Genomic DNA, 25,466 nt, shown 5'->3' on the forward strand with positions numbered 1-25,466 from the left:
TATATCGAGCGGTTCTACAACCCGTTCAGAAAACACTCCAAATTGGACTACCTCAGCCCGGTTCAATTCGAAGAGCGGCAGCGCTTAATGGGCTAGGCAAACCGTCCGGGAAACCGGGGGAAGCCCAACGTTATCCGACTCAGAAACACGCATTCATTCAGCCCGCGAGCCCGCGCCAGGCTTAGCGCTGGCCCTGGTCGGCGCCATCGACAAAATCAAAGCACAAAGCGAGCAGGCGCGGCGGGGTCTCGACAGCGCGCCAAGGGTCAACGCGGGTTTCTGCCGTGGCAGGCGGCTGTGCCCTGGCCTGTCATGCCCCCGCGGCGCCCCGGGGAGTTCTGCGGTGTGTGGCTCAGGCGTGGCCAGGGGCCGCGGCGTCGAGGCTGTCAGCCCACCACTGCATGAGCTTCGTGCGGTCTGCGATGTAGGTGGTGCGGTGATAAGCAGCCCGTATCTCGTTCTGCTCGCGGTGCGCGAGCTGCCGCTCGATGACATCGGGGTTCCAGCCGTGTTCGTTGGCCACCGTCGAGAACAAGGCACGGAAGCCATGAGCGGTGGCAATGCTCTTGTAGCCCATGCGCGCTAGGGCTGAGTTGAACGTGTTCTCGCTGAGCGGCTTGCTCGGGTAGTAAAGGCTTGGGAACACCAGCTCGCGGCCGCCACTGATGGCTTCCATCTTGTCCAGCACGTCAAGCGCCTGGCGCGAGAGGGGCACTCGGTGTTCCTCGCGCATCTTCATGCGCTCGGCGGGGATGGTCCACAAAGCGGCGGCGTGGTCAATCTCTGCCCATCGTGCGCCGCGAACTTCACCCGGCCGGCAGGCGGTGAGCATCAGCATGCGCAGACCTAGCACGATGCTTGGCGAGCCGTCATAGCTGGCCAGCCGGCGCATGAATTCGGGCAGCTCTTTTTCGGCCAGGGCTGCGCGGTGCTGGACGGTGCGCGGCTTGAGTATTTCAGAGGGCACCAGGTCGAGCATGGGGTTGGACTCGATGCGCTCATGAGTCACCGCCCAGCGGTAGATGGCTTTGACCCGCTGCAGGACGCGGCCGGCCTGGTCGGCTGCGCCCCGTGTTTCCACCGCCTTGACGGCTTCCATCACATCGCGGGCTTTGAGCACGGCCATGGGTCTGGAGCCCAGCGTGGGAAAGATGTCGTTTTCAAGGGATGCTCGGATACGGCCCATGGTGATGGGCTCCCACCGCGCGGACTGGTGGGTCAGCCAATCAAGCGCCACGGCCTCGAAGGTGTTGCGGTTCTCGTGCACCGCTCTCGCCTTCTGCTCCTTGCGGGCTTCGCCAGGGTCTTGATGGTCTTGCAGCAGCTTGCGGGCTTTGCCCGCTGCCTCGCGCGCGGCCTTGAGGCTCACGTCAGGGTAGACGCCGAAGGCCAGGCGCTTTTCTTTACCGGCGAAGCGGTACTTCATGCGCCAGTAGCGGCCGCCGGCTTTGGTGACTTCTAAATAGAGGCCCAGCCCGTCGGAGTGTTTGCCGGGTTCGGAGAGGGTGCGGAGCTTCGTGTCGGTGAGTTTCAAGGGGCACCAAAAATGGCTGGGGGCACAAATGGGGGCACATTCTGCCAGCGGCCGTCGGAAAGCCAGCATTCATGCGGGTTTGCGAGGAGACTGCGAGAGTGGCCCCGGCACCATGGCTTTCTTGCCATGAATGCACAGCAGCTTGTTCCCCGCTGCATCCTGCACACTCTGAATGAATGGCCCGCTTTCGCGGGCTTTTTGCTTTCCGCAGTCCGGTGCTCTCGACAGTGCAAAGCCATGCACGGTGCTTCTATCCCCGACTCAAAACAAAAAGCCCCGATGCGTTGCCGCATCGGGTCTTTCTCATCCGCAGAGGCATCGCCTCCGCAGGCATTACTTCACGGCGTCCTTGATGTTCTCTTTGGCGTCGCCGTAGTTCTTCTGGGTGGTGCCCTCGACCTGCTTGGCAACGCCCTTGGCTTGCTGCTCGGGGCTGTTGATCAGCTCGCCGGTCTTTTGTTGAACCTTGCCTGCCACGTCCTTCAATGCGCCCTTGACTTGATCGGTATTCATGGTGATTCCTTTCGGTGAGGTAAGTGCAAAACAAAATGGCTTTGCATGACCTGAAGGCTAAGACCCGATCCGCAGGGCCCGCGCGGGCCGAAGCCATCCGTTGGCGTCAGCAACTGCCTACACAAGAAAAAACCCGCAGCGCGGTGGCGTGCGGGTTGGTAGATTTCGAAAGCAGTTTTTTAATTAAAACTGGATCTCGGCACTGATTGTTCGATGCAGTACCACGCTCAAGCGGCTGAGAGGGTCATTTGGTCCACTTGCGCTGCACCTTGGGTTTGACCCGGATGTCCACAGCCTTGCGCACTTCGGGGCGTCCGGTTTCCGCATTGGTGTCCACCACGTCTTCTAGGGCGATCTTCTCCACCTCGGAGTCCGTCTGTTCCTCCAGCTTCTCCAGCACGGCACCCACGCGCTTTTCCGCGTCCGAAACCTCCCGCTCGGTGCCGCCGCGATTCATCGGAGGCTCCCTGCGGCGCTGCCGCTCGCGCACTGCACATGCGGTGGTTCATCCGCCTGTTCAGGCGGGGGCGCGGGCTCGTCAGGCTCGACGGGCAGGTCGGCCTTGCCAGGGGCGGGAGGGTGGGAGGCCATGGAAGGTCAGGAGGTGATGGTGGAGGGGTGGGTGGGGGCAGTGCCGGGTGCCGGCGTCGGGATGCGAACCGAGATGCTCTGTTTCCTGCAGCTCAGAGACCGCTCATGACCGATGCGGCCAGGTAGGCGATTCCGAGGCTGGAAAACAGCATGAATCCGGCGAGGACAGTCAGAGTTTCTTTCATATGTTCAATCCTTCAATAGGAACAGACCATCGGAAGCAAGCTATGACTGGCATCCACGACGCTGGGGGCACAAAAGAGGGCGATAAGGATCTCCTCGCTTCAGCGGGTGGCTTTGGTGCGTCCGCCGCCGGACTTCCTGCCACCACCGGAATCCTTGTTCACCGTGGCCCAGGCCCGGCGTTCGGCCTCTGGCTTGCTGAGACCGCGGTGTTCATAACTGTCTTCGATGTGTTCGGCTTGGCGTTTTTGCTTGTCTGTGTACGCCGACTTGTCACCTCTTGGCATGGCTGCTCCTCGGATGGGTTTGTCGTGCCGCTTGGGGTTCAACACGCCATGAAGCAGCACAGGCGATACCTTAAAACCGCCTCCTGCGGGTCGTCTGTAGGACGAAGGCGGTTGAAAGGCGTGCCTTGCCTCGGCCTGGCCATCAAAAAACCCGGCGGCCCCTCCATGGCTGGAGGGGCTGCGCCGGGCGTGGACACCGGCGTGGGCCGGGTCAGGCAGGGGGAACGACGGGCCTTCAGCTCTCCTGTCGGCGGATCAGTTGGCGGCCGGTATCGGTGATGGCCAGATCGCCGGCCGGATTCTTGGCCACGTAGCCGCGTTCGTAGAGCCGTCCCGACAGGTGGTGCGTGAGCGCCTCGGGCACGCTGATGGCACGGCCCAGCTCCAGTTGCTTGAGCGCTTCGAGCTCATCCACCGTGGGGTCGAAATGCGGTGCGTGATAAACGGTTCCCATGAAGCTTTCTCCTTGTTGGTTGCACAGACGCTGCAGTTCGTTGGCCCACGGCCTCGCGCTTGAGCTGCAGCTGACCAAAGGGTAGCCGCGCCGCCACCCGCGCGCAATCGGCCGGCGGCGCGGAAGGCGCCCGGGGGCTCAACTCGCGGCCATGTCCTGCAACCAGTGGGCGAAGGCGGCGAGCACGGGGGGCTGGGGCTGCGCCGGGGTGATGAGGTAGTAGGCGCGTTCGCCGCGCAGGGGCCGCTCGCAGGCCAGCACCAGTTCGCCCCGGGCCCGCTCGGCCTCGATCAGCAGCGGGGGCATGAGCGCTACGCCCAGCCCGTGCGAAGCGGCCACGGCCAGCATGGAAAACAGCTCGTAGCGCGGCCCGTCGAGCGCGCGCGGCGCCTGCACGTCCATGGCCTCGAACCATTGCCGCCATCCATAGGGGCGCGTGGTCTGCTGCAGCAGCGGCAGGCCCGCCAGCGCCTGGGGTTGGAGCGGCTGCCCGCCGGGCAACAGGTGCGGGCTGCACACGGGCACCACGTCTTCCTGCAAGAGCCGCAGGGCCTGCGTACCCGGCCAGTTGCTGACCTGCTCGGGCGTGCCGGCATACAGCGCGGCGTCGAATCCGGTGTCGGCGAACAGGAAGGGCCGCGTGCGCGTCTCGATGTGCACGACGATGTCCGGATGCGCCTGGGCCAGCAGGGGCAGGCGCGGGATCAGCCAGCGCGTGGCGAAGGTGGGCACGGCGGCCAGCGCGATCGACCCGCCCTGCCCCTGGTGCGCCATCACGTCCAGCGTGTCGCGCTCCAGCCCCTGCAGCCAGCGGCCCACCTGCCGCGCGTAATGGGTGCCCGCCGGGGTGAGTGCCACGCCGTGCCGCGTGCGCCGAAACAGCGCCACGCCCAGGAAATCCTCCAGCGCCATGATCTGCCGCGACACGGCGCCCTGGGTGAGCGCCAGTTCCTGGGCCGCGCGGGTGTAGCTTTCATGGCGGGCCGCAGCCTCGAAGCAGGCCAGGGACTGGGTGGAGGGCAAGGTTCGGCGCATGGCGCGATTGTGCCCAAACCCGCACCCGACCGGCCATTCAGATATGAATTGATTGCATGTCTGGATGCAGCATCCTCGCTTGCACCGCACGATCCATGCGCCTACCATCGCACCAACCCGGCCACCCATGCGCTTTTCGCACACCGGAGCCGATCCGAACCCACCTTCCCCGGAGACCCCCCATGGCCCACGCCGCCTTCCAATGGAGCGACCCGTTCCTGCTCGACCAGCAACTGACCGACGACGAGCGCATGGTTCGCGACGCCGCCGCCGCCTTCTGCCAGGACAAGCTCGCCCCGCGCGTGCTGGAGCAGTTCCGCCATGAAAAGACCGACATCGCCATCTTCCGCGAGATGGGCGAAGTGGGCCTGCTGGGCCCCACCATTCCCGAGCAGTACGGCGGCCCCGGCCTGAACTACGTGGCCTACGGCCTCATCGCCCGCGAGGTCGAGCGCGTGGACTCGGGCTACCGCTCGATGGCCAGCGTGCAAAGCTCCCTCGTGATGGTGCCGATCCACGAGTTCGGCACCGAGGCGCAAAAACAGAAGTACCTGCCCAAGCTGGCCAGCGGCGAGTGGATCGGCTGCTTTGGCCTGACCGAGCCCGACCACGGCTCCGACCCGGGCAGCATGGCATCGCGCGCCAAGAAGGTGCCGGGCGGCTATTCGCTGTCGGGCGCCAAGATGTGGATCACCAACAGCCCCATCGCCGATGTGTTCGTGGTCTGGGCCAAGGAAGTGTCCGAGGCCGGCGCGGTCGGCCCGATCCGCGGGTTCGTGCTCGAAAAGGGCATGAAGGGCCTGAGCGCCCCGGCCATCCACGGCAAGGTGGGCCTGCGCGCCAGCATCACCGGCGAGATCGTGATGGACGAAGTGTTCGTGCCCGAGGAAAACGCCTTCCCTGAAGTGCAGGGCCTCAAAGGCCCCTTCACCTGCCTGAACAGCGCCCGCTACGGCATCGCCTGGGGCGCGCTGGGCGCGGCGGAATTCTGCTGGCACACCGCGCGCCAGTACACGCTGGACCGCAAGCAGTTCGGCCGGCCCCTGGCGGCCAACCAGCTCATCCAAAAGAAGCTGGCCGACATGCAGACCGAGATCGCCATCGGCCTGCAGGCCTGCCTGCGCCTGGGCCGCATGAAGGACGACGGCACCGCCTCGGTCGAGGCCACGTCCATCATCAAGCGCAACAGCTGCGGCAAGGCGCTGGACATCGCCCGCATGGCGCGCGACATGATGGGCGGCAACGGCATCAGCGACGAGTTCGGCGTGGCGCGCCACCTGGTGAACCTGGAGGTGGTCAACACCTACGAAGGCACGCACGATGTGCACGCGCTGATCCTGGGCCGGGCCCAGACCGGCATCGCGGCCTTTGCCAACTGAACCGGCGGACCGACCCACGCGCCCCCGCCTGGACCGCCAGGGCGGGCGCTGCCGGGCGGTTCATGGCCTTTCAGGCCTCCAGCGCAATCAGTACTAGGGCATATTGCTACTTTTTTAATAGCAAAGTGATTTCTGCATGACCACGACCCCCCAAGCCCCGGCGGGTGCCCTCGCCGGCATCCGCGTGCTCGACCTGTCCCGCGTGCTCGCCGGCCCCTGGTGCACCCAGGTGCTGGCCGATCTGGGGGCGGACGTGGTCAAGGTGGAGCGCCCCGGCGTGGGTGACGACACGCGCCACTGGGGCCCGCCATTCCTGAAGGACGATGCGGGCAACGACACGGCGCAGGCCGCCTACTTCACGGCCTGCAACCGCAACAAGCGCTCGGTCACCATCGACATGGCCACGCCCGAGGGGCAGGCGCTGATCCGCCAGATGGCGCAGCAGGCCGACGTGGTGGTGGAGAACTTCAAGGTCGGCGGCTTGCGGCAGTACGGGCTGGACCACGCCAGCCTGCGCGCGGCCAACCCGCGGCTCATCTACTGTTCGGTGACCGGCTTCGGGCAAGACGGGCCCTACGCCGAGCGCGCCGGCTACGACCTCATGATCCAGGCCATGACGGGCCTGATGAGCATCACCGGCCGGGCCGACGGCGAGCCCGGCGCCGGCCCGCTGCGCGTGGGGGTGGCCGTGATCGACCTGTTCACCGGGCTGTACGCGAGCAACGCCATCCTGGCCGCGCTGCACGTGCGCGAGCGCACCGGCGAAGGCCAGCACATCGACATGGCGCTGCTGGACGTGGGCATGGCCGTGCTCGCCAACCAGGCCTCGGGCTTCCTGGCCACCGGGCAGGCGCCGACGCGCCAGGGCAATACGCACCCCAGCCTCGTGCCCTACCAGGACTTTCCCACCGCCGACGGCGCCATGCTGCTGGCCATCGGCAACGACGGGCAGTTCGCGCGGTTCTGCGCCGCCGCCGGCCGGCCGGAATGGGCGCAGGACGCCCGGTTCGCCACCAACCCGCTGCGGGTCAGGCACCGGGCCGAGCTGGTCCCCGCCCTGCAGGAGGTCACCCGCACCCGCACCACGGCCGACTGGATCACCTTGCTGCAGGACAAGGCCGTCCCCTGCGGCCCGGTCAACACGCTGGCCGAGGCGTTCGACGACCCGCAGGTGCAGGCCCGGGGCCTGCGCGTGGAGCAAGCCCGGTGGCCACAGGGCGAGCCCGGCGACGGCATCGACCGAATCGCCGGGGTGGCCAGCCCCCTGCGCCTGTCGGCCACGCCGCCGGTGCTGCACCGGGCGCCGCCGGCCCTGGGGCAACACACCGACGAGGTGCTGGCGGGGCTGGGGCTGGACGCCGAACGGATTGCGCTGCTTCGCGCGGCGAACGTGGTTTAACCCGCCCCAGGCCGATGGCATCGGCCCCGCCCGAGAAAAGCCTTGCCTTCGCGCAAGGCTTTTTTCATGGCGCGCTCCGCTGCATGGAAAGTTGAAAATGATTTTTATGATAGAAATGATATTTCAATACACTTCATCCATCCGACAGTCCGGGACGCTCCTCACGAAGGGGCGCCCTCCCACTCCCTCAGGGATCTTCCGATGAAGCTCAGCCGAAAACTCCCGCTCGTCTTTACATTCGCCCTCTTGCTGCTTTTCGCCGCTGCGCTGTTCGGCCTTGGCCGACTGAACTCGGCCCTGACCACGTACCAGACCACGGTCGCCACCCATACCCAGCAAGAGCGGATGGCCGCCGACGTGCTGGGCGACTTCCGGGTGCAGGTACAGGAATGGAAGAACACGCTGCTGCGGGGCAAGGACGATGCGCAGCTGTCGCGCTATTGGGCCGCCTTCGCGAAAAGCGAAGGGGCCGTGCAAGCCCAGGCGCGCAAGCTGATGGACGATTTGGCCGCAGGCGATGCGCGTGAGCGGGTGGGCCAGTTCCTGATCGCACACGAACGCATGGGAGTGGCCTACCGCAAAGGGTTCGAAACATTCAAGGCATCGGGCCGAGACCCGGCCGCAGGCGATCAAGCCGTGCAGGGCATGGACCGGGAGCCGGCGCAACTGCTGGAGCAGACGGGCGACCTGATCAGCAAAGCCAGCGCGGCCGTGTCCCTGGAGGCTGCGACGGCAGCGCGCCAGGCCAACTGGATCAGCCTGACCGTGATGCTGGTCGTGTGCGGGGCCAGCGTTTTCGGCGCGGTGCTGTTCAGCCGCACCGTCACGCAACCGCTGGGCAATGCGGTGCGCATTTCGGAAGCCGTGGCCTCCGGCGACCTGACCCAGGCCACCCACGCCCGCGGGCAGGATGAAATCGCCCAGTTGCTGAACGCACTCCATGCGATGCAGACCAGCCTATCTCAGGTGGTGGGCAAAGTGCGCGACAACGCCGACAGCGTGGCGAGCGCCAGCGGCGAGATCGCGCAAGGCAACAACGACCTTTCGGCCCGCACCGAACGGCAGGCCAGTGCGCTGGAAGAAACCTCGGCCTCCATGGAGGAACTCAGCTCCACCGTGCAGGCCAACGCGGAAAACGCCCGGCAGGCCAACCAGTTGGCCCTGAACGCATCGACCGTGGCCTCCAAGGGCGGCGATGTGGTGTCGGAGGTGGTGAGCACCATGCGCGGCATCAACGACAGCAGCCGCAAGATCGCCGACATCGTGGGTGTCATCGACGGCATCGCCTTCCAGACGAACATCCTGGCATTGAACGCCGCCGTGGAAGCGGCGCGGGCCGGCGAGCAAGGGCGCGGCTTCGCGGTCGTGGCCAGCGAGGTGCGCCAATTGGCCCAGCGCAGCGCCGAGGCCGCCAAGGAAATCAAGACCCTGATCCATGCCAGCGTCACGCGCATGCAGCAGGGATCGGTGCTGGCCGACCAGGCGGGCACCACGATGGGCGAGGTGGTCGCCTCGATCCGGCGCGTCACCGACATCGTGGCCGAGATCAGCGCCGCCAGCAGCGAACAAAGCGCCGGCGTGTCCCAGGTGGGCGAGGCCGTCATGCAGATGGATCAGGCCACCCAGCAGAACGCCGCGCTGGTGGAGCAAAGCGCCGCGGCGGCGGACAGCCTGAAGCTGCAGGCGCAGCAACTGGTGCAGGCCGTGGCGGTCTTCCGCTTGCGCCCCCACGGCGATCCCGAATCCTGGCCGGGGGCAACCTTGAAGGCCGCGTGAGCGGCAGGCCCGGGATGACTCCTGGGATTGGAATTCCCCACCTGATACCCATTGCCGCTCTCGCTGGCAAGAAGATTGCACTGCGCTCCTGCCAATCGGAGCGCGGGCGCAACAAGGGAAAATATTAGGACCGGGCCTTTCCCATCCCGCTCTAAAATTTGTAAACACGCGTATCCAATGCGAAGGGGGCAGCGATGAAGGCAGTGCAGCAGGAAATTGACGAGCGGACCAACCTCACCGGAACCAATAAATTCGAGTTGCTGCTCTTTCGGTTGGGCATTGACGACAACCTGGGCAAATCCGAGCTGTTCGGCATCAATGTCTTCAAGATCCGCGAGATCGTGGCGATGCCCAGCATCACGCCCATCGCCGGCGCCACGCCGCATTCGCTGGGCGTGGTCAATCTGCGCGGCCAGATCATCCCGGTGCTCGACCTGCCCTCCATCGTCGGCTGCAAGCCGCAGACCGGCCTGAACATCATGCTGGTGACCGAATACGCGCGCACCACGCAAGCCTTCGCCGTGGAATCGGTGGAAGACATCGTGCGCCTGGATTGGAAGCAGGTGCTTTCCGCCGAAGCCAGCGGCACCGGCGGCCAGCTGGTGACCAGCATCGCCCGGTTGGATGGCAACACCGATGGCTCCCGCCTCGCGCAGGTGTTGGACGTGGAGGCCATCCTGCAGATGGTCTCGCCTTCCGACGAGCACAAGGTCGATCCCGAGAAGGTCGGCCCGCGCCTGAAGCTCAAGCCCGGCACCATGATCCTGGCCGCCGACGATTCGTTCGTGGCCCGCTCGCTCATCGAGAAGGAACTGCAGGCCCTGCACGCGCCTTACGAAATGACCAAGTCGGGCAAGGAGGCCTGGGACCGGCTGAACGCCATCGCCCGCGCCGCCGAGGCCGATGGCAAGACCGCCGCCGACCGCGTCGCGCTGGTGCTGACCGACCTGGAAATGCCCGAGATGGACGGCTTCACGCTCACCCGCAACATCAAGCAAGACGCGCGCCTGAACAAGATTCCGGTGGTCATCCACTCCTCGCTGTCGGGCTCGGCCAACGAGGACCACGTGCGCAGCGTGGGGGCCGACGGCTACGTGGCGAAGTTCGTCGCGGAAGACCTGGCCGAGACCATGCGCCGCGTGCTGCCCAAGTAAGTCAATCAATCCAGCGAACACGGCGCCGCAGGGGCCACGGCGGCCTCGCCGCCGCTCAGCGCGGCCGCGGGTAGCCGTTCTCCACCCAGGCCGCCGCGCTGGCGCTGGTCAGCACGAAGCCGGGCGACACGCCCACGCGGGCCAGCAGTTCGTCGTCCAGCGCCGAATGCGCGCTCAGCGTCGCGGTGGGATGTTCATCGTCCGGCTCGATGGCCAGCGACACGCGCACGCGCTGGTCCCGCACGGTGACCGTGACGCTCTTGTTCAACTGGGCATGCAGTTGCTGCTCATGGCGGCGCAGCACCTCCGACGCGGTCTTGACCAGCGTGTGGAAGGCCGAGACATCCAGCGGCTTGGGATTCTTCTTGTCGCGCCCCATGGTCCAGGGGCCGACCAGCGCGGGCTCGGACTCTCCCCGCAGCGTCATCTCGACGGCCCAGCCGTCGTCGTCTTCGTTCTTGACGACGCGCGCGGTCCAGCGCTCGTCGCTCCACAGGCGGGGTTCCTGCACGGGGGTGGATTCTGAGTCTTCGGTCATGTCGTCCAGCTGGGGCCTTCGGCCGCACCGAGGCCGTCCGAAGGCAAAGCCGCAGAGTGTAGAGCGGGACGCGCATGGCGCACCGCCAGAGGCCCGATCCATCTCCATCCATCCGGGAGGCCGTCGCATAGACTGCCCGGATGATCCTGGAAACCGCCCCGCTCACCATCCGCCCCGGGCAGAACGCCGCCTTCGAGCAGGCCTTCGCCGAGGCGCAGGGCCTCATCGCCCGCATGCCCGGATACCTTTCGCACGAACTGCACCACTGCGTGGAGCGCCCGCAGGAATACCTGCTGCTGGTGCGCTGGACCACGGTCGAGGCGCACGAACAAGGCTTTCGGCAGTCGCCGCAATACCAGGCGTGGAAGTCGCTGCTGCACGGCTTCTACGATCCGTTCCCGACCGTGCTGCATTACGCCCCCGTGGCCGGCCTGCAAAATGCCTCTGCCGCGCCCCGCCCCGCCGCCGTGTGAAGACGGGGCAAAGCCTGACAATGGCGCCCGCGCAAGGTCAACCAAAATGGTCGCCAGCGCGTCACACACGGGCGCGGCGTGTCGCCTGACCGCCGCCGTCACCCATCGGCCGCCAGACGCTCCCTGCAGCGCGGCCACCAGCCAGCGAGGCCTTTCCATGTTCCACCCCGCCCTCCGAATCCTTGCCGCCGGCACCCTGGCCGTGCTGGCCACGGGCTGCGCGGTGCCCGGCGACCCGTACTACGAGCCCGCCTATCCGTCCGCCAACTATCCGGCAGCGCCGTCCTATCCCTACCCGGCCAACGGCTCGACGTCGATCACGGTGTACGAACAGCCCGCTTACGGCTACAGCCGGCCCGCCTACCCCGTCTATGTGCCCACGCCGGTGCCGGCGTATGGCTGGGACCGCCGTGACGATCGCCGGGACGACTGGCGTGAACGGCAGATGCGCGAAGACCGCGAGCGCGCCTGGCGAGACCGCCGGGACCGCGAGACCCGGGAAGCGCGCGACGCCGACCGCCGCCGGGACAGGGACCGGGACGGCCAGCGTGCGGATGCCGACCGGCGCCGTGCCGAGATGGACCGCCAGCGCGCCGAGCTGGACCGGCAGCGCCGCGAACAGGCCGACCGCCAGCGCGGTGAAGACCGCCGCCCGCCGGGCGCGCAAGACCAGCGGCCGGCACCGGGCTGGCGCCTGGAGCAAAATCCCCAGAACCGGCCCTGACCGCCCGGCACCACCGACCTGAACCGACCGATCGCCCACGGGAAACGGCCACGATCCAGCGCCCTGCCTTCCTAGCCCCTCGCTTCGCCGCATGGCGCTTCGGCGCCGCGCTGGCGGTGGCGGCGTGTGCTGCAGCCCCCTTGGCCACCCATGCCCAGGTGATGCGCTGCACCGACCCCGCCTCCGGCAAGGTCACCTACACCGACGGTGCCTGCGACAAAGGCACGGCCGCGCGCGAGGTCGAGGCCCGCAAGAGCCGCGAGGAAATCGAGGAGGAGCGGGCCCAGGCCCTGCAGGCGTTGCAGCTCAAGCAGCAGCGCCAGCAGATCGAGCGCCAGGAAGCCCAGCAGGAGGCACGCCAGGACCGCGAGCGCGCCGCCGCGCGGGCCCCGGCCGATCCGTCCCGATCGCCAGAATGCGCCCGCTCGCGCCGCAACCTCGACCGGGTGGCCAACGAATCGGGCGGGGGCAACTACGACGGCCAGGCCCGCCTGACCGCGGCCCAGCGCCAGATGGACCTCGACTGCCTCGGCCCGCAGGGCTATGCGGAGGTCGAACGGTCTCGCAGTTACAGCGGCGGCAGTGGCGACTACTACGCGCCCCCCGCCGTCGTGGTGCTGCCGCCCCGGCGCCCGGTGGTGGTCCAACCCGCGCTCCCGGTGCCCTCCGCCCCGATTTCGCACTGCAACGTGTTCCGCTGCTACGACCAGCAAGGGAACGTCCACCCGCGCTGATGCGTGCGGGTGGGCGCGTCAGGTCGCGCGCAGGCCCTGGGCCACGGTCGGGTAGCGCAGCACCACGCGCAATTCCTTGCGCAGCCGCGTGGCATCCAGCCGGCGGGACTCGCCCATGAAGCTCAGCAGCGGTGCGGGCAACTGCGTCTTCGCATCGCTGCGCGCGATGCGCGGCGGGCGCGGCAACCCGTACAGGTCCGCGGCCAGATCGAAGTAGTCGCCCATCTTCATGTCGCTCGCATCGCTCACGTGGTACACGCGCTGCGGCTGGCCGCGCCACAGGGCCGTCACGCAGGCGCGGGCCAGGTCGTCGGCATGGATGTGGTTGGTGTAGACGTCGTCCTCGGGCAGCAGCACCGGGGTACCACGGCGCAGGCGGGCTTCAGGCGTACCGCCTTCCCGGTCGGGCGCATAGATACCGGGAATGCGCAGGATGCTGGCGCGCACGGCGCTGCGGCCCAGGTGGCGCACGGCGCGCTCGGCATTCACCCGGCGTTGCGCGCGGGGCGTGGCGGGCGCGACCGGGCGCGCCTCGGTCACCCACACGCCGCCGCAATCGCCATACACCCCGCTGGTCGAGCCGTACACCAGCGCGCGCGGCAAGGTGCGCAGGCGCAGCGCCCGCGCCAGGGCGACCGTGCGGCCGTCATACCCTTTGGCGGCGCCGGCCACCGCATCGCCCGGCGGGGGTGCCAGGTGCAGGACGCGGGTGGCCAGGCCGGACAGGCGACGCAGGCTGGGCGCATCGTCCAGGTTGCCCAGCAGGGGCGTGATGCCGGCGGCGCGCAGCGGCGCCCTGCGCTCGGGGCTGGAAGTCAGCGCCAGCACCCGGGGCCGGGGCCCGTAGGCCGATGCGCCCAGCACCCGGGCGGCCCGCAGCCCCACGTCGCCACAGCCGATGATGAGCACGCGCTGGCGGCGAAAGCGCGCCGGCAGGGCCCCGAGGGGGCTTTGGTTTGAGGGCAAAATCGGATCCGTTTGGCGAGAAGAACCTCCAAGGATACCCACTCCATGACCCCCGCAGAGACGGCCGCAGCCGCCCACCAGATCACCGTACAGCCCAGCGGCCGGGCCTTTGCCGCCCAGCCGGGCGAATCCATTCTGGCCGCCGCCATCCGCAGCGGCGTGGGCCTGCCCTACGGCTGCAAGGACGGGGCCTGCGGCTCGTGCAAGTGCAAGAAGCTCAGCGGCTCCGTGGCCCATGGCGAGCACCAGTCCAAGGCCCTGAGCGCGGCCGAGGCCGACGCGGGCTTCGTGCTCACCTGCTGCGCCCAGCCGCTGACCGACGTGGTGCTCGAATCGCGCCAGGTGACCGACGAAAGCGCCTACCCCATCAAGAAGCTGCCGGTGCGCGTGTCCACGCTCACGCGGGTGTCGCACGACGTCATGCAGGTGCGCCTGCAGTTGCCTGCAGCGGACACGTTCCGCTACCACGCCGGCCAGTACATCGAATTCATCCTGCGCGACGGTGCGCGCCGCGCGTACTCCATGGCCAACGCGCCCCACACCCAGGCCGACGCGCCGGGGCTGGAACTGCACATCCGCCACATGGCGGGCGGGCGCTTCACCGACCACGTGTTCGGCGCCATGAAGGAAAAGGAAATCCTGCGCGTGGAAGGCCCCTTCGGCAGCTTCTTCCTGCGCGAGGACAGCCCCAAGCCCATCATCCTGCTGGCCTCGGGCACGGGGTTCGCCCCGATCAAGGCGCTGCTCGAACACATTCAGGCCAAGCGCATCGAGCGCCCGGTCACGCTGTACTGGGGCGGCCGCCGTCCCGGCGACCTGTACATGGATGGCTGGGTGCGCGAACGCATGGCCACGATGCCCCAACTGGCCTATGTGCCCGTGGTGTCCCATGCCTTGCCGGAAGACGCCTGGGCGGGCCGCACCGGCTTCGTGCACCAGGCGGTGATGGACGACCATGCCGACCTATCGGGCTACCAGGTCTATGCCTGCGGCGCCCCCATCGTGGTCGATACGGCACGGGTGGTGTACAGCGCGGAGCGCCAGCTCCCCCCCGATGAGTTCTACGCGGATGCCTTCACGTCAGAGGCCGACAAGCACGGGGCGAGCGAGCCTTCCGCCCAACCCTCCGGAGCCACCTCAGGCTGACGCGGTCCGGGCGCCAGCTTGCAGCAAGGAGCGCGCACCCGGCGCGCGGCCTTCAGCGGCGCCAGCCCGGCCGGCCGTAATAGCCGCGCCCATAGCCGCCCCGGCCATAGACGCCGAAGAACCCGATGGTCGGCGCTACCACCACAGGCGGCGGCGCCACGTACACGGATTCAGTCTGGTAGTAGCCCGGCCCGCCGTAATAGCCGGACCCTGCGTAGTAGCCCGGGCCGACCGGGGCCACGACGCAGCCGGTGAGCAGGCTGGTGGCCACCGAAGCGGCGGCGAGGGTGATGAGGCGGATGGACATGGTGGCTCCTTGGTGCGGGGTCCGAGATGCCATTCAACGCCCCGGACCTTAAGCGGTCACTTCCACACGGTATCTCAGAAGTAACAACCGGTAATAGCCATCCGCCGGCTTTGATGGATGGGCTTCAGCGCGACAGTGCGCGGCAGGCTTCGGCGCAGCGGCGGCAAGCTTCGACGCAGGCCTGGCAATGGGCCATGCCGTGCCGGGCGCATTCGTTGGCGCAGCTGTCGCACAGTCGGGCGCACAAGGCACAGATCTCCGGCGCGTGGGCGCTTTCGCGGGCCATGGCGGCGGCGGCCACACGGCACAGCGCGGCGCAGTCCATGTCCAGGGCGATGCACTGCACCATGCAGCGGGGCTCGGGCTCGCGCAGGCACGCGGCTGCGCAGTAGTCGCAGGCATCGGCACATTCGCTGCAGGCGCGAATGCACTCGGCATAGCGCGATGCGGTCACGGTGTCGTGCGGGGCGGCCTGCGGCATGGAATGTCCTTTTTCCGCCGGTGCGGCGGCGCGTGATGGGGTGCAAACTGGGAAACGGCTTCGACGTTTATAGAAATGCCCCCTCGCGGGCCCTGTAGGACGGCGCTGCGACCTCGCACCGCCGGACCCCTTTCATTTTTTTGCACAATGGCAGCATGAATCGCAGAAACCTCCTTCTCTCGGCCGCCGCCCTCGCCACGGCGTTTGCATCCCCGCTGGGCTACGCGCAGGATGCGCCGATCCGGCTGATCGTGCCCTACGCACCCGGGGGCCCGCTGGACGTCACGTCCCGCGCGCTGGCCGAGCGGGTGCGCGACACGCTGGGCACGGTGATCATCGACAACAAGGCGGGCGCGGGCGGCAACATCGGCGCCGATGCCGTCGCCAAGGCGGCGCCCGATGGCCTCACCATCGGCCTGGCCGCCACGGCGACACATGCCGTCAACCCCTGGCTCTACAGCCGCATGCCCTACGACGCGGCCAAGGACTTCGCCGGCATCACGCAGATGGTGAGCGTGCCCAACGTGCTCGTCATCAATGCGGCCAAGGCGGCGGAACTCAAGATCAACACCGTGGCCGATTTGATCGCCTACGCCAAGGCAAACCCCGCCAAGCTGAACTACGGCAGCGGCGGCAATGGCAGCGCAGGCCACCTAGCGGGTGAAATGTTCAAGCAACGCGCCGGCATCTACGCCCTGCACATTCCCTACCGCGGTGCCAGTCCCGCGCAACTGGCGCTGCTGGCCGGCGAAGTGGATTTCAACATCGACAACCTGGCCGCCGCCGCGCCCAACATCCGCTCGGGCAAGCTCAAGGCGCTCGCAGTGACCTCGCCGCAGGCCAGCGCCATGCTGCCGGGCGTGCCCCCGCTGTCGGCCACGTTCAAGGGCTTTGCGATCGAGACGTGGTGGGGCCTCGTGGCGCCGGCCGGCACGCCCAAGCCCGTCATCGCCAAGCTGAACAAGGCCTTCGTGGCCGCGCTCAATGCGCCGGAGACCAAGACGCGCTTCGCAGCCCTCATGGCCGAGCCCGTGGGCACCACGCCCGAGCAGTTCGATGCCTTCATGGCGTCGGAGCGTGCCAAGTACCAGCAGGTGGTGAAGGCTTCCGGCGCGAAGGTCGACTGACCAGGCCAGGGCCCGCAGCCGCCCTTGGATCGAAACGGCTGCCGGCGCATACCCATCGTGGGCCGGCAGCTATATTTTCAATCGCAAATCGTTTCAAGCGGCGGCGCGGAACTGCCGCCGGTAGGCCGAGGGCGCAATGCCCACCGCCGTCGAGAAATGCTGCCGCAGCGAGACGGCGGAGCCGAAACCCGACGCCACGGCCACCGCCTCGATCGGCTGGTCGCCCCCTTCCAGCAAGCGCTGCGCCAGCGCGATACGCTGGTTCTGCAGCCATTGCCCCACCGTGGTCCCAGTGGACAGGCGAAAGCGGCGCGTGAAGGTGCGCGGGCTCATCACGGCACGCTCGGCCAGCGCCTCCAGCGTGTGCGCCTCGTGCAGGTGTTCGCCCAGCCACTGCAGCAGTGGCGCAAGCCGATCCCCCCGCACCGAGGGCGCCACCGGCTGCTGGATGTACTGCGCCTGACCACCCTGCCGGTGCGGGGCCACCACCATGCGGCGTGCGGCGCAGTTGGCGGCCTCGGCACCGTGCTGCTGGCGCAGCAGGTGCAGGCAGCAGTCGATGCCCGCGGCGGTGCCGGCCGAGGTCAGCACCGTGCCATCTTCCACATACAGCACCTCGGGCCGAAGCGCCACCTGCGGGTAACGCTGCGCGAACGCCTGCGCCAGCGCCCAATGGGTCGTGGCGGCGCGGCCGTCGAGCAGCCCCGCCTCGGCCAGCACGAACGCCCCCAGGCACAGGCCCACGATGCGCGCGCCCCGGCGGTGCGCGGCCCGCAGCGCCGAGAGCAGTTCGGGAGGCGCGGGAGCCAGGTTCTCGCGCCAGGACGGCACCACGACGATCTGCGCGCGCCGCAGCACCGCAAGGCTGTGCGCCACGTCGATGCCGAACCCGGCGGACGTGCGCATCGGGCCGGGCGCCACGCCGCACACCCGCAGCCGGTAGCGCGGTGCGCCTCGCGCCGTGCGGTCCTCGCCGAACACCAGGCAGGGCACCGAAAGGTGAAAGGGGCTGATGCCGTCGAAGGCCACGACGGCCACGGTGTCGGGGGCGGGCTGGGAGATGGTGCGCATGATGGCCCGATTCTATCGATCGATGTCGATCCAGCCACTTTCAGCGATGGCGCGGAAGGCGAACAATCACCTCCGACCCTTCCGCCGCTTCAGGCAACCCCCCTTCAAAAGGACTTCGAGAATGCCCTCCACCCCCACCACTCCCCGCCGCGCCCTGGTCGTCATCGACGTGCAGAACGAATACTTCGCAGGCGGCAACCTGCCCATCGAATACCCGCCGGTGGCCGACACACTGCCCAACATCGCCCGCGCCATGGACGCCGCTCAGGCCGCCGGCGTGCCGGTGGTGGTGGTGCAGCACACCGCGCCCACGGGCGCGCCCGTGTTCGACAAGGCCACGGACCGCTGGCAACTGCACCCGGAAGTGGCGCGCCGGCCTGCCGACCACCGCATCGAAAAACAGCTCGCCAGCGTCTTTGCGAACACCGACCTGGCCGACTGGCTGGCTGCCCGCGGCATCGACACGCTGACCGTGGTGGGCTACATGACGCACAACTGCGACGCCAGCACGGTGTTCGAGGCGGCGCACCGGGGTTTGGCCGTGGAGTTCCTGAGCGATGCCAGCGGCGCCCTGCCCTATGCCAATGCGGCCGGCCGCGTGAGCGCCGAGGAAATCCACCGCGTGTTCAGCGTGGTGTTCCACAGCAACTTCGCGGCGGTGGCGACGACCCGGGACTGGCTGGCGGCCGTGCAGGCCGGCCAGGCTCTGCCGAAGGGCGATGTGTATTCGTCGAACCAGCGCGGGCGCGAGGCCGCCTGAACAGTAGCGCAGTAGCGGCGAACACCGACCCGTCGGCGCTCCCTGCGGAGCGCGGGGGGTTGTTCAGGGCCAGAAGGGGCCGAGCCGCTCGATGCGCTGCGACTGCACGGCGGCCAGGCGGGCGGGCTCGACGCGCCCGGGTGCGATTTCGGCCAGTGGCTGCAGCACGAAGGCCCGCTCGACCATGCGCGGATGGGGCACGGTGAGTTCCGGGGTGTCGATGCGCTCGTCGCCGTACAAAAGCACGTCCAGGTCCAGCGTGCGCGGCGCGTTGCGGTAGGGGCGCTCACGGCCGGCCGCCTGCTCGATGGCCTGCAGGGCATGCAGCAGGTCGATGGCGGCCAGCGGGGTGGCCAGTTCGGCCACGGCATTCCAGTAGTCCGGGCCACCGGCATCCACCGGCGCGCTGCGGTACAGCGAAGACACCCGCAACAGTCTGCTGCCGGGCCAGTGCGCCATGGCATCGAGCGCGCCGAGCAGCGCTGCCCGCGCATCGCCCAGGTTGGCACCCAGGCCGATCCAGGCGGAGACCGGGGTGCCTGGGCCGCCCGCGGGAAAGGACACCGCTGCCATGCCGTGCCCCGCCCCGTTCAATCGCCCGAAGGGCCGGACGAGGCCGCGGGGGCCGCGCCCTCGCCGCCACCACCGCCCGAAGGCTTGCGGCGGCGCCGGCGGCGCTTCTTGGGGGCGGCCTGGCCGTCGCCGGCCGGGTCTTCGCCGCCATCGTGTTCATGGTCCTGGCCGTCCTGCCCTTCCTGATCGCCCCGGGAGGGAGCTGCGGCCGGGCGAGCCTCGCCAGGGGAGGCTGCAGCACCGTCCGCCTCCGCCGCAGGCCGGGGCACGCGGCGCACGACGGGCTGGGCCTTGCGCTGGCGGGACTTCTGCTCTTCACGCGCCTGGTCGATCATGTCGTCGCGGCGCATGTCGTCGGCGTGCTGGAATTCCTGCCACCATTCGGCCAGCGCCTCCTCGACCTCGCCCACATCGGCGCGCAGGCGCATGAAGTCGAAGCCGGCGCGAAAGCGCGCCTGGGCCACCATGCTGTAGGGCGTGGAGCCCACGCGCTTGTCGAAGCGCGGCTGCATGACCCAGATCTCGCGCATGTCGGCGGCCAGCTTGCCGCGGCCCGACACGTCGCCGATGCGCCGCTCGAACACGTCGTCGATGGCGTCCTGCAGCGCGGGAAACGGCTGCTCGCGCTGCGCGATGCGCCGGTCCCAGCCGGTCTTCACGTCCTGCCACAGCACGCAGGCCAGCAGGAAGCTCGGCGCCACGGGCTTGCCCTCGCCCACGCGGCGGTCGGTGTCGGCCAGGGCGGCGCTCACGAAGGAGGAGTCGGCGCGCTCGACCACCACGTCCAGAAGCGGGTAGATGCCGGTCGCCATGCCCAGCTTCTTGAGCTGCGCGATCGTGGCCAGCGCGTGGCCCGTCTGCAGCAGCTTGAGCATTTCGTCGAACATGCGGCTTTGCGGCACGTCGGCCAGCAGCGCCTGCGATTCGATCAGCGGGCCCGCCGTCTTGGGCTCAATGGTGAAACCCAGGCCCGCGAGCTTGGCCGAGAAACGCACGGCGCGGATGATGCGCACCGGGTCTTCGCGGTAGCGCGTGGCCGGGTCGCCGATCATGCGCAGCAGCTTTTTCTTCGCGTCCTGGATGCCCTTGTGGTAGTCCACGACGACCTGCGTTTCGGGGTCGTAGTACATCGCGTTGACGGTGAAGTCGCGCCGCGTGGCGTCTTCGTCCTGCGGGCCCCAGACGTTGTCGCGCAGCACACGGCCGCTCGCGTCCACGGCGTGCTGCATGCCCACCAGCTGCTGCTTGCTGGTCTTTTCGTTGCCGCTCACCTGCTGCTCGATGGCGGTGTTGTCCAGGTAGGCACGGAAGGTGGAAACCTCGATCACCTCGTGCTCGCGGCCGCGGCCATGCACCACGTGCACGATGCGAAAGCGCTTGCCGATGATGAAGGCGCGGCGGAACAGGCCCTTGACCTGCTCGGGCGTGGCGTTGGTGGCCACGTCGAAGTCCTTGGGCCGCAGGCCCAGCAGCAGGTCGCGCACGGCGCCGCCCACGATGTAGGCCTCATAGCCCGCCGCCTTGAGCGTGCGCACCACGTCGGCCGCGCGGCGGTCCACCAGTTCGGGGTTGATGCCGTGCACCGAGGCAGGCACTTCCTCGCGCTTGCCGAAGCGGTTCTTTCCGCGGCCGGCGCCGGGGGCGCCCTTGCCCAGCAGTTTGTCGATGAACTTCTTGATCATGGTTGGGTGGGAAAGAGATCCAATATGCGCCAGCCACGCTGCTGCGCGAGCGCCCGCAGGCGGGGGTCGGGGTTGGTGGCCACCGGGTGATCGACGGTTTCGAGCAGCGGCACGTCGTTCATGGAGTCGCTGTAGAACGTGCTCTCCACGCCGCTCCAGGCCAGGCCGCGCGCCGCCAGCCATTCTTCCATGCGCCGCACCTTGCCTTCGCGCATGGTCGGCGTGCCCTCGATGGCGCCGGTGTACCAGCCCTGCGCGTCGCGCGCAAGGCCCATGGAGAGCAGCTCGTCCACACCCAGCGCCTGGGCGATGGGGCCGGTCACGAACTCGTTGGTGGCCGTGATGATGACCACCTGATCACCCGCCGCCTGGTGCTGGCGCACCAACTCCAGCGCCTGCGGATGGATGGCCGGCCCGATCACCTCGCGCATGAACTGCGCATGCGCCGCCGCGGCGGCCTCGGGCCCGCGCTGGCGCACGGCCTCGATGGCAAAGCGCACGTAGTCGTGCACGTTCAGCGTGCCGGCCTGGTAGTGGGCGTAGAACTCGTCGTTGCGGCGCCCGAACTCGACCGGGTCGTTCCAGCCGATGCGGATGGTGAACTCGCCCCACTCGTAGTCGGAGTCGAGCGGCAGCAGCGTGTGGTCGAGGTCGAACAGGGCCAGCCGAGGGCGTTGCGCCGGGGGTTCAGGGTTCATGCGGTGTGGAGTGTGGAAAAAGGGGCGGAAGGAGGGAGGCCAAGCCGGCAGCGTGCGCGGCTATTCGGACTCCAGCATGGCCCGCAGCAGGGGAATGGTGATGGCGCGCTGGGTGCGCAGGGCGAAGCTGTCCAGTTGGTCCAGCAGCTGCATGAGGCTGCCCAGATCGCGCGAGAAGCGCTTGAGCATGTAGTCCATCACATCGTCGCCCAGGAAGATGCCGCGCGCGTCGGCCTCCTGGCGCAGCACGGCGCGGCGCTCGGCCTCGCCCAGCAGGTGCAGCTGGAAGATGTGGCCCCAGCCCAGGCGGCTGCGCAGGTCGTCGCGCAGCGGCAGGTCGGCCGGCGGCGTCTGGCCGGCGGCCAGCACCCAGCGGGGCTCGCCCACGGCGGGGCTGATGGCATTGACGAACCAGTTGAAGGCGGCGGCCTGCTGGGCCGTGTTGTACAGGTGCACCTCGTCCAGCAGCACGGCGGACCAGCGGTCGTCGAACGCCGTGGGCTCGGCCACCGAGGCATCGAGCCAGCCGACCGAGGCGCCCTGCTCGCGCAGCGCCTCGCGCACGGCCTCCAGCAGGTGGGTCTTGCCGCTGCCCGACTCGCCCCAGAGATAAGTGGGCACCGGCGAGCGCAGCACCTCGACGGCGCCGTCGCCCACGGCCAGCCGCAGGTGCTGCAGGGCCGCCTCGTTGGTGCCGGCGAAGAACCGGGACAGCGTGGGCCCGGTGGCCAGGCCGATGTCGAGCGCGAGTTGCTTCATGCGCCGCGCCCCGGCACGGCGGCCTGCACGCGCCGCGCACCCGGGCCGCAGCGGCAGGCGCGGTGCGGGACGAAGGGCGGCAGTGGGGGGCGAGGCGGCATGGAAGTGGGAATGGCAAAGGGCCGGATGGCAGGGCGCGCGGGACACGCCGGCGCGAATTTTAGTCTGCCGCGGCGACCCGTCCGGCCATGGCGCCACGGGCCACCCGCGGCCACGCCATCCGCCGGCCCGCGGGGGCATTGCCGGGCAAGGCGGGCGGGGCCTTTAAAATCCGCCGCTCCAGCCCGCCGCGCGGGCCCACCAGCACTCACGAACCCTTCCATGAGCTCCTCCGACTCCTCCACCCCCATCTCCTACAAAGACGCTGGCGTCGACATCGATGCCGGCGACGCGCTGGTCGAGCGCATCAAGCCGCTCGCCAAGAAGACCATGCGCGAGGGCGTGCTGGCCGGCATCGGCGGTTTCGGCGCCCTGTTCGAGGTGCCCAAGCGCTACCAGGAGCCGGTGCTGGTGAGCGGCACGGACGGCGTGGGCACCAAGCTCAAGCTGGCCTTCGAGTGGAACATGCACGACACCGTGGGCATCGACCTGGTGGCCATGAGCGTGAACGACGTGCTGGTGCAGGGTGCCGAGCCGCTGTTCTTCCTCGACTACTTCGCCTGCGGCAAGCTGGACGTGGACACGGCCGCGGCCGTGGTGGGCGGCATCGCCCGGGGCTGCGAGCTGTCGGGCTGCGCCCTGATCGGTGGCGAGACGGCAGAAATGCCCGGCATGTACCCCGCCGGCGAGTACGACCTGGCCGGCTTTGCGGTCGGTGCGGTCGAAAAATCCAGGATCCTCACCGGCAAGACCGTGGCGGCCGGCGACGTGGTGCTTGGCCTGGCCTCGGCCGGCGTGCACTCCAACGGCTTCAGCCTGGTGCGCAAGTGCATCGAGCGGGCCGGCGATTCGGCCCCCGCCACGCTGGACGGCAAGCCGTTCAAGCAAGCCGTCATGGAACCCACGCGCCTGTATGTGAAGAACGTGCTGGCCGCGCTGGCCAAGCACCCCGCGCCGCAGGATGCGGCATCGGCCGGCGGCATCAAGGCTCTGGCCCACATCACGGGCGGCGGCCTGCTGGAGAACATTCCGCGCGTGCTGCCCGAGGGCCTGGCCGCCCACCTGAAAGCCGGCAGCTGGCCACAGACCGAGCTGTTCGCCTGGCTGCAGAAGACGGCCGGCATTGACGACATCGAGATGAACCGCACCTTCAACAACGGCATCGGCATGGTGGTGGTGGTCTCGGCGTCCGAGGCCGAAGCCACGGCCGCCACGCTGCGCTCGCTGGGCGAGACGGTCTACACGATCGGCACCATCGCCGAACGCGGCGACGGCGCGCCCGTGGTGGTGGGCTGACCCCCTCAGCCGCACCCCGCCGCCCATGATGGAGCCGCTCGCACCGCACGACGTTCCGCCCTCCGCCGCCGGCCCCGTGCGGGCGGCCCCCACGGCGCCCGGCGCGGCCGGTGCCGGCGTGCCTGCGGGCACCGCGGCAGTGGCCCCGCCCCCGCCGACCTTCGCCGCCACGCCCCCCGCCCGGCCCCGCGGCGTGGTCACGGCCAGCTACGTGCTCATGGCCGCGGCGCTGCTGCTGGTGATGTGGCAGGGCCTGCTGCCCGGCCTGCTGTGCGCCTGCCTGGGGTTCCTGCTCACGCGCTGGCTGGCGCCGCGCCTGGCCTGGCCGCCGGGGCGCAGCGTGCACCGCCCGTCCGGCAGTGGCGCCACGGTGGGCCAGGTGATCGCGGCGGCCGTGGTCATGCTGGCGCCGCTGTCGCTCATCGTGCTGGCGGCCTCGCATTCGCGCAGCTACATCGTCGAGGCGCCGCAGCAGTACCGCGAACTGCTCGACTTTCTCGCCCGCACGGTGCTGGAGCTGCGCCTCAAGCTGCCGCCCGACATCGCCTCGCACCTGCCCGAGGGCGCGGTGGAGATCCAGCGCACCATCGCCGGCTACCTGGGCGCCAAGGCGGGCGCGCTGGCCATGGCCGGCCGCGCGTGGCTCAGCGGCCTGCTGCATGCCTACGTGGGCCTGCTGATCGGGGCCCTGGCCGCCGTGCGCACGCTGGACGGGGCCCGCGGGCCGCTGGCCGAGGCGCTCTCCGCGCGCATCACCTGGTTCGGCGAGGCCTTCCGCCAGATCGTGGCAGCGCAGTTCTGGATCGCGGCGTTCAACACGCTGCTGACGGCGGTCTTCCTGCTGGGGGTGCTGCCGCTGTGGGGCATGCAGCTGCCCTACACGCCCGCGCTGATCACGCTCACCTTCCTGGCGGGGCTGGTGCCGATCGTCGGCAACCTGCTGTGCAACGCGGTCATCACCATCGTGGGCCTGTCGGTGTCGCCGGCCGCGGCCATCGCCTGCCTGGCGTTCCTGATCCTGATCCACAAGGCCGAATACGTCATCAACGCCAAGGTGGTCGGCCAGCGCACCCACATGGGTGTGTGGGAACTGCTGGCGGTGATGTTCGTGGCCGAGGCGGTGTTCGGCCCCGCCGGGCTGGTGGCAGCGCCGCTGTTCTACGCGTACCTCAAGAAGGAACTGCAGGCAGCGCAGCTCGTCTAGTGCGTGTCATGCACTTTTCTCAGTGAGAGCAAAGCCGTGAGTAGCGTTTGCGGATGCCCCGCGAGCCGTACCCAACGGACGCCAGCGATGAAGAATGGAGCTTCGCGGCGCCCTATCTGCCCCTGATGGACCGGCACGCTTCCCAGCGAGAGCACGATCTGCGGGAAGTCTTCAATGCCCTGCGCTGGCTGTGACGCGCGGGACCGCCCTGGCGGATGCAGCCCCATGGTCCCGCCGCCCTGGGAAGTGGTCTCTCAGCACGCCGGCGCTGGTTGGACGCGGGTTGCTTCGTGGCGATGGTCTCGACCTGCGCCCCATCATTCGCGTAGCGCAGGGTCGCCAAGGCCAGCCCAGCGCCGTGGTGATGGATGGGCGCACGTGCAGATCAGCGCGGCAGCAAGGTCCACATGGCCTCGGACACGCGCCAGGCCGCGCGTTCAGGCAGATCTTCCAGGCAGCGCGGACCTGCGCCTGGCAGCGGAGCCCCGCCCTGCCACCCGCGCTTTCATCGCGGCCCGCCCCC

At 68.9% G+C, this 25,466-nt stretch carries 28 protein-coding genes and 1 pseudogene; 14 read left to right on the plus strand and 15 right to left on the minus strand.

Translation table 11 applies throughout. The annotated features are described in order from the left end of the window. On the plus strand, positions 1-96 hold a 96-nt coding region (locus AVMA1855_RS26630), incomplete at its 5' end, for an IS3 family transposase (RefSeq protein WP_349817088.1). 256 nt (positions 97-352) lie between these two features. Here AVMA1855_RS26630 and AVMA1855_RS12985 read toward each other — a convergent pair. The 6 genes from AVMA1855_RS12985 to AVMA1855_RS13010 all read right to left on the minus strand — a co-directional run bounded on the left by AVMA1855_RS12985 (position 353) and on the right by AVMA1855_RS13010 (position 4,597). Continuing rightward, positions 353-1,534 carry a tyrosine-type recombinase/integrase gene (locus AVMA1855_RS12985; RefSeq protein WP_284426014.1) on the minus strand — a complete coding sequence of 394 codons (1,182 nt, stop codon included), beginning with the start codon at positions 1,532-1,534 and terminating at the stop codon, positions 353-355. A gap of 333 nt (positions 1,535-1,867) precedes the next feature. After that, positions 1,868-2,047 (minus strand): CsbD family protein, encoded by a 180-nt coding sequence (locus tag AVMA1855_RS12990; RefSeq protein WP_284405902.1) that lies wholly within the window; start codon positions 2,045-2,047, stop codon positions 1,868-1,870. A 244-nt stretch (positions 2,048-2,291) separates the two neighbouring features. Next, positions 2,292-2,504, minus strand: a complete 213-nt coding sequence (locus tag AVMA1855_RS12995; protein ID WP_272564447.1) for a hypothetical protein — start codon at positions 2,502-2,504, stop codon at positions 2,292-2,294. 418 nt (positions 2,505-2,922) lie between these two features. Continuing rightward, positions 2,923-3,108 carry a hypothetical protein gene (locus AVMA1855_RS13000; RefSeq protein WP_284408487.1) on the minus strand — a complete coding sequence of 62 codons (186 nt, stop codon included), beginning with the start codon at positions 3,106-3,108 and terminating at the stop codon, positions 2,923-2,925. A gap of 235 nt (positions 3,109-3,343) precedes the next feature. Beyond that, entirely contained in the window at positions 3,344-3,562 is a 219-nt protein-coding gene (locus AVMA1855_RS13005) for a hypothetical protein (RefSeq protein WP_284408486.1), read from the minus strand. A 138-nt stretch (positions 3,563-3,700) separates the two neighbouring features. Beyond that, complete coding sequence (locus AVMA1855_RS13010) at positions 3,701-4,597, minus strand: LysR substrate-binding domain-containing protein (RefSeq protein WP_284426015.1); 897 nt, start codon at positions 4,595-4,597, stop codon at positions 3,701-3,703. Positions 4,598-4,779: 182 nt separating this feature from the next. Between AVMA1855_RS13010 and AVMA1855_RS13015 the strand changes: the two genes are divergently transcribed. From AVMA1855_RS13015 to AVMA1855_RS13030, 4 genes are all read left to right on the plus strand, one after another. Beyond that, the gene (locus AVMA1855_RS13015; RefSeq protein ID WP_272564451.1) at positions 4,780-5,976 is read left to right on the plus strand and encodes an acyl-CoA dehydrogenase; all 1,197 of its coding nucleotides are present in this window, start codon (positions 4,780-4,782) and stop codon (positions 5,974-5,976) included. Between the two features lie 136 nt (positions 5,977-6,112). Further along, on the plus strand, positions 6,113-7,375 hold the full coding sequence (locus AVMA1855_RS13020; protein ID WP_284426016.1) for a CaiB/BaiF CoA transferase family protein: 1,263 nt from the start codon (positions 6,113-6,115) through the stop codon (positions 7,373-7,375). A gap of 201 nt (positions 7,376-7,576) precedes the next feature. After that, positions 7,577-9,151 (plus strand): methyl-accepting chemotaxis protein, encoded by a 1,575-nt coding sequence (locus tag AVMA1855_RS13025; RefSeq protein WP_284426017.1) that lies wholly within the window; start codon positions 7,577-7,579, stop codon positions 9,149-9,151. Between the two features lie 194 nt (positions 9,152-9,345). Next, positions 9,346-10,305 carry a chemotaxis protein gene (locus AVMA1855_RS13030; RefSeq protein WP_284426018.1) on the plus strand — a complete coding sequence of 320 codons (960 nt, stop codon included), beginning with the start codon at positions 9,346-9,348 and terminating at the stop codon, positions 10,303-10,305. A 55-nt stretch (positions 10,306-10,360) separates the two neighbouring features. Here AVMA1855_RS13030 and AVMA1855_RS13035 read toward each other — a convergent pair whose 3' ends face one another. Beyond that, positions 10,361-10,843 carry a hypothetical protein gene (locus AVMA1855_RS13035; protein WP_284426019.1) on the minus strand — a complete coding sequence of 161 codons (483 nt, stop codon included), beginning with the start codon at positions 10,841-10,843 and terminating at the stop codon, positions 10,361-10,363. Between the two features lie 140 nt (positions 10,844-10,983). Between AVMA1855_RS13035 and AVMA1855_RS13040 the strand changes: the two genes are divergently transcribed. The 3 genes from AVMA1855_RS13040 (at position 10,984) to AVMA1855_RS13050 (ending at position 12,774) form a co-directional block, all read left to right on the plus strand. Next, on the plus strand, positions 10,984-11,316 hold the full coding sequence (locus tag AVMA1855_RS13040; RefSeq protein WP_284394897.1) for an antibiotic biosynthesis monooxygenase family protein: 333 nt from the start codon (positions 10,984-10,986) through the stop codon (positions 11,314-11,316). A gap of 157 nt (positions 11,317-11,473) precedes the next feature. Further along, positions 11,474-12,040: a hypothetical protein gene (locus AVMA1855_RS13045; RefSeq protein WP_284426020.1), complete on the plus strand. Its 567-nt coding sequence runs from the start codon at positions 11,474-11,476 to the stop codon at positions 12,038-12,040. A gap of 53 nt (positions 12,041-12,093) precedes the next feature. Continuing rightward, on the plus strand, positions 12,094-12,774 hold the full coding sequence (locus AVMA1855_RS13050) for a DUF4124 domain-containing protein (RefSeq protein ID WP_502870333.1): 681 nt from the start codon (positions 12,094-12,096) through the stop codon (positions 12,772-12,774). Between the two features lie 18 nt (positions 12,775-12,792). Here AVMA1855_RS13050 and AVMA1855_RS13055 read toward each other — a convergent pair whose 3' ends face one another. Beyond that, positions 12,793-13,740 (minus strand): NAD-dependent epimerase/dehydratase family protein, encoded by a 948-nt coding sequence (locus tag AVMA1855_RS13055; RefSeq protein ID WP_284426021.1) that lies wholly within the window; start codon positions 13,738-13,740, stop codon positions 12,793-12,795. A 45-nt stretch (positions 13,741-13,785) separates the two neighbouring features. Between AVMA1855_RS13055 and AVMA1855_RS13060 the strand changes: the two genes are divergently transcribed. After that, positions 13,786-14,886, plus strand: a complete 1,101-nt coding sequence (locus AVMA1855_RS13060; protein ID WP_284426022.1) for a CDP-6-deoxy-delta-3,4-glucoseen reductase — start codon at positions 13,786-13,788, stop codon at positions 14,884-14,886. Between the two features lie 52 nt (positions 14,887-14,938). Here the strand turns inward: AVMA1855_RS13060 and AVMA1855_RS13065 are convergent, their stop codons facing one another. Both AVMA1855_RS13065 and AVMA1855_RS13070 read right to left on the minus strand, forming a co-directional pair. Further along, entirely contained in the window at positions 14,939-15,193 is a 255-nt protein-coding gene (locus AVMA1855_RS13065) for a hypothetical protein (RefSeq protein WP_284394909.1), read from the minus strand. 124 nt (positions 15,194-15,317) lie between these two features. Continuing rightward, the gene (locus AVMA1855_RS13070; RefSeq protein ID WP_284426023.1) at positions 15,318-15,674 is read right to left on the minus strand and encodes a four-helix bundle copper-binding protein; all 357 of its coding nucleotides are present in this window, start codon (positions 15,672-15,674) and stop codon (positions 15,318-15,320) included. A 155-nt stretch (positions 15,675-15,829) separates the two neighbouring features. On the opposite strand from AVMA1855_RS13070, the gene AVMA1855_RS13075 reads away from it, so the two are divergent. After that, positions 15,830-16,801 carry a tripartite tricarboxylate transporter substrate binding protein gene (locus tag AVMA1855_RS13075; RefSeq protein WP_272564462.1) on the plus strand — a complete coding sequence of 324 codons (972 nt, stop codon included), beginning with the start codon at positions 15,830-15,832 and terminating at the stop codon, positions 16,799-16,801. Between the two features lie 93 nt (positions 16,802-16,894). Here the strand turns inward: AVMA1855_RS13075 and AVMA1855_RS13080 are convergent, their stop codons facing one another. Continuing rightward, entirely contained in the window at positions 16,895-17,872 is a 978-nt protein-coding gene (locus tag AVMA1855_RS13080; RefSeq protein WP_284426024.1) for a GlxA family transcriptional regulator, read from the minus strand. 121 nt (positions 17,873-17,993) lie between these two features. Here AVMA1855_RS13080 and AVMA1855_RS13085 point away from each other — a divergent pair, with 121 nt between their 5' ends. After that, positions 17,994-18,632, plus strand: coding sequence for a cysteine hydrolase family protein (locus AVMA1855_RS13085; RefSeq protein ID WP_284426025.1), 639 nt, complete (start codon positions 17,994-17,996; stop codon positions 18,630-18,632). Positions 18,633-18,695: 63 nt separating this feature from the next. Here AVMA1855_RS13085 and folK read toward each other — a convergent pair whose 3' ends face one another. Genes folK through hda form a run of 4 tightly spaced genes read right to left on the minus strand, consistent with a single transcriptional unit; the run spans position 18,696 to position 22,344 of the window. After that, positions 18,696-19,205, minus strand: coding sequence for a 2-amino-4-hydroxy-6-hydroxymethyldihydropteridine diphosphokinase (gene folK / locus AVMA1855_RS13090; protein ID WP_284426026.1), 510 nt, complete (start codon positions 19,203-19,205; stop codon positions 18,696-18,698). A 17-nt stretch (positions 19,206-19,222) separates the two neighbouring features. After that, positions 19,223-20,887: a polynucleotide adenylyltransferase PcnB gene (gene pcnB / locus AVMA1855_RS13095; RefSeq protein ID WP_284426027.1), complete on the minus strand. Its 1,665-nt coding sequence runs from the start codon at positions 20,885-20,887 to the stop codon at positions 19,223-19,225. Beyond that, positions 20,884-21,585 (minus strand): histidinol-phosphatase, encoded by a 702-nt coding sequence (locus AVMA1855_RS13100; protein ID WP_272564467.1) that lies wholly within the window; start codon positions 21,583-21,585, stop codon positions 20,884-20,886. The genes pcnB and AVMA1855_RS13100 overlap by 4 nt, the downstream gene beginning before the upstream one ends. A 60-nt stretch (positions 21,586-21,645) precedes the next feature. Then, complete coding sequence (hda, locus tag AVMA1855_RS13105; protein WP_272548576.1) at positions 21,646-22,344, minus strand: DnaA regulatory inactivator Hda; 699 nt, start codon at positions 22,342-22,344, stop codon at positions 21,646-21,648. Between the two features lie 321 nt (positions 22,345-22,665). Here hda and purM point away from each other — a divergent pair, with 321 nt between their 5' ends. From purM to AVMA1855_RS26725, 3 genes and pseudogenes are all read left to right on the plus strand, one after another. Then, on the plus strand, positions 22,666-23,739 hold the full coding sequence (purM, locus tag AVMA1855_RS13110; RefSeq protein ID WP_284426028.1) for a phosphoribosylformylglycinamidine cyclo-ligase: 1,074 nt from the start codon (positions 22,666-22,668) through the stop codon (positions 23,737-23,739). Between the two features lie 25 nt (positions 23,740-23,764). After that, a complete protein-coding gene (locus AVMA1855_RS13115; RefSeq protein WP_284426029.1) occupies positions 23,765-24,943 on the plus strand; it encodes an AI-2E family transporter in 1,179 nt (392 codons plus the stop codon). A gap of 53 nt (positions 24,944-24,996) precedes the next feature. Next, positions 24,997-25,349: pseudogene (locus AVMA1855_RS26725) on the plus strand (transposase); the annotation flags it as partial. Positions 25,350-25,466 lie beyond the last annotated feature (117 nt).

The organism is Acidovorax sp. SUPP1855 (assembly GCF_030158955.1).
In the GTDB taxonomy this organism is placed as follows: Bacteria; Pseudomonadota; Gammaproteobacteria; order Burkholderiales; family Burkholderiaceae_C; genus Paracidovorax.

What these genes read in the sequence shown, in the direction of transcription:
- AVMA1855_RS13065 (WP_284394909.1), bottom strand. Translation starts at nt 15,193, where the DNA reads ATGTCCATCCGCCTCATCACCCTCGCCGCCGCTTCGGTGGCCACCAGC.
- AVMA1855_RS13005 (WP_284408486.1), bottom strand. Translation starts at nt 3,562, where the DNA reads ATGGGAACCGTTTATCACGCACCGCATTTCGACCCCACGGTGGATGAG.
- AVMA1855_RS13000 (WP_284408487.1), bottom strand. Translation starts at nt 3,108, where the DNA reads ATGCCAAGAGGTGACAAGTCGGCGTACACAGACAAGCAAAAACGCCAA.
- AVMA1855_RS13060 (WP_284426022.1), top strand. Translation starts at nt 13,786, where the DNA reads ATGACCCCCGCAGAGACGGCCGCAGCCGCCCACCAGATCACCGTACAG.
- AVMA1855_RS13100 (WP_272564467.1), bottom strand. Translation starts at nt 21,585, where the DNA reads ATGAACCCTGAACCCCCGGCGCAACGCCCTCGGCTGGCCCTGTTCGAC.
- AVMA1855_RS13040 (WP_284394897.1), top strand. Translation starts at nt 10,984, where the DNA reads ATGATCCTGGAAACCGCCCCGCTCACCATCCGCCCCGGGCAGAACGCC.
- AVMA1855_RS13025 (WP_284426017.1), top strand. Translation starts at nt 7,577, where the DNA reads ATGAAGCTCAGCCGAAAACTCCCGCTCGTCTTTACATTCGCCCTCTTG.
- AVMA1855_RS13070 (WP_284426023.1), bottom strand. Translation starts at nt 15,674, where the DNA reads ATGCCGCAGGCCGCCCCGCACGACACCGTGACCGCATCGCGCTATGCC.
- AVMA1855_RS13075 (WP_272564462.1), top strand. Translation starts at nt 15,830, where the DNA reads ATGAATCGCAGAAACCTCCTTCTCTCGGCCGCCGCCCTCGCCACGGCG.
- AVMA1855_RS13010 (WP_284426015.1), bottom strand. Translation starts at nt 4,597, where the DNA reads ATGCGCCGAACCTTGCCCTCCACCCAGTCCCTGGCCTGCTTCGAGGCT.
- pcnB (WP_284426027.1), bottom strand. Translation starts at nt 20,887, where the DNA reads ATGATCAAGAAGTTCATCGACAAACTGCTGGGCAAGGGCGCCCCCGGC.
- AVMA1855_RS13085 (WP_284426025.1), top strand. Translation starts at nt 17,994, where the DNA reads ATGCCCTCCACCCCCACCACTCCCCGCCGCGCCCTGGTCGTCATCGAC.
- AVMA1855_RS13015 (WP_272564451.1), top strand. Translation starts at nt 4,780, where the DNA reads ATGGCCCACGCCGCCTTCCAATGGAGCGACCCGTTCCTGCTCGACCAG.
- AVMA1855_RS13020 (WP_284426016.1), top strand. Translation starts at nt 6,113, where the DNA reads ATGACCACGACCCCCCAAGCCCCGGCGGGTGCCCTCGCCGGCATCCGC.
- AVMA1855_RS13035 (WP_284426019.1), bottom strand. Translation starts at nt 10,843, where the DNA reads ATGACCGAAGACTCAGAATCCACCCCCGTGCAGGAACCCCGCCTGTGG.
- AVMA1855_RS13080 (WP_284426024.1), bottom strand. Translation starts at nt 17,872, where the DNA reads ATGCGCACCATCTCCCAGCCCGCCCCCGACACCGTGGCCGTCGTGGCC.
- purM (WP_284426028.1), top strand. Translation starts at nt 22,666, where the DNA reads ATGAGCTCCTCCGACTCCTCCACCCCCATCTCCTACAAAGACGCTGGC.
- hda (WP_272548576.1), bottom strand. Translation starts at nt 22,344, where the DNA reads ATGAAGCAACTCGCGCTCGACATCGGCCTGGCCACCGGGCCCACGCTG.
- AVMA1855_RS13115 (WP_284426029.1), top strand. Translation starts at nt 23,765, where the DNA reads ATGATGGAGCCGCTCGCACCGCACGACGTTCCGCCCTCCGCCGCCGGC.
- AVMA1855_RS12990 (WP_284405902.1), bottom strand. Translation starts at nt 2,047, where the DNA reads ATGAATACCGATCAAGTCAAGGGCGCATTGAAGGACGTGGCAGGCAAG.
- folK (WP_284426026.1), bottom strand. Translation starts at nt 19,205, where the DNA reads ATGGCAGCGGTGTCCTTTCCCGCGGGCGGCCCAGGCACCCCGGTCTCC.
- AVMA1855_RS13045 (WP_284426020.1), top strand. Translation starts at nt 11,474, where the DNA reads ATGTTCCACCCCGCCCTCCGAATCCTTGCCGCCGGCACCCTGGCCGTG.
- AVMA1855_RS12995 (WP_272564447.1), bottom strand. Translation starts at nt 2,504, where the DNA reads ATGAATCGCGGCGGCACCGAGCGGGAGGTTTCGGACGCGGAAAAGCGC.
- AVMA1855_RS13030 (WP_284426018.1), top strand. Translation starts at nt 9,346, where the DNA reads ATGAAGGCAGTGCAGCAGGAAATTGACGAGCGGACCAACCTCACCGGA.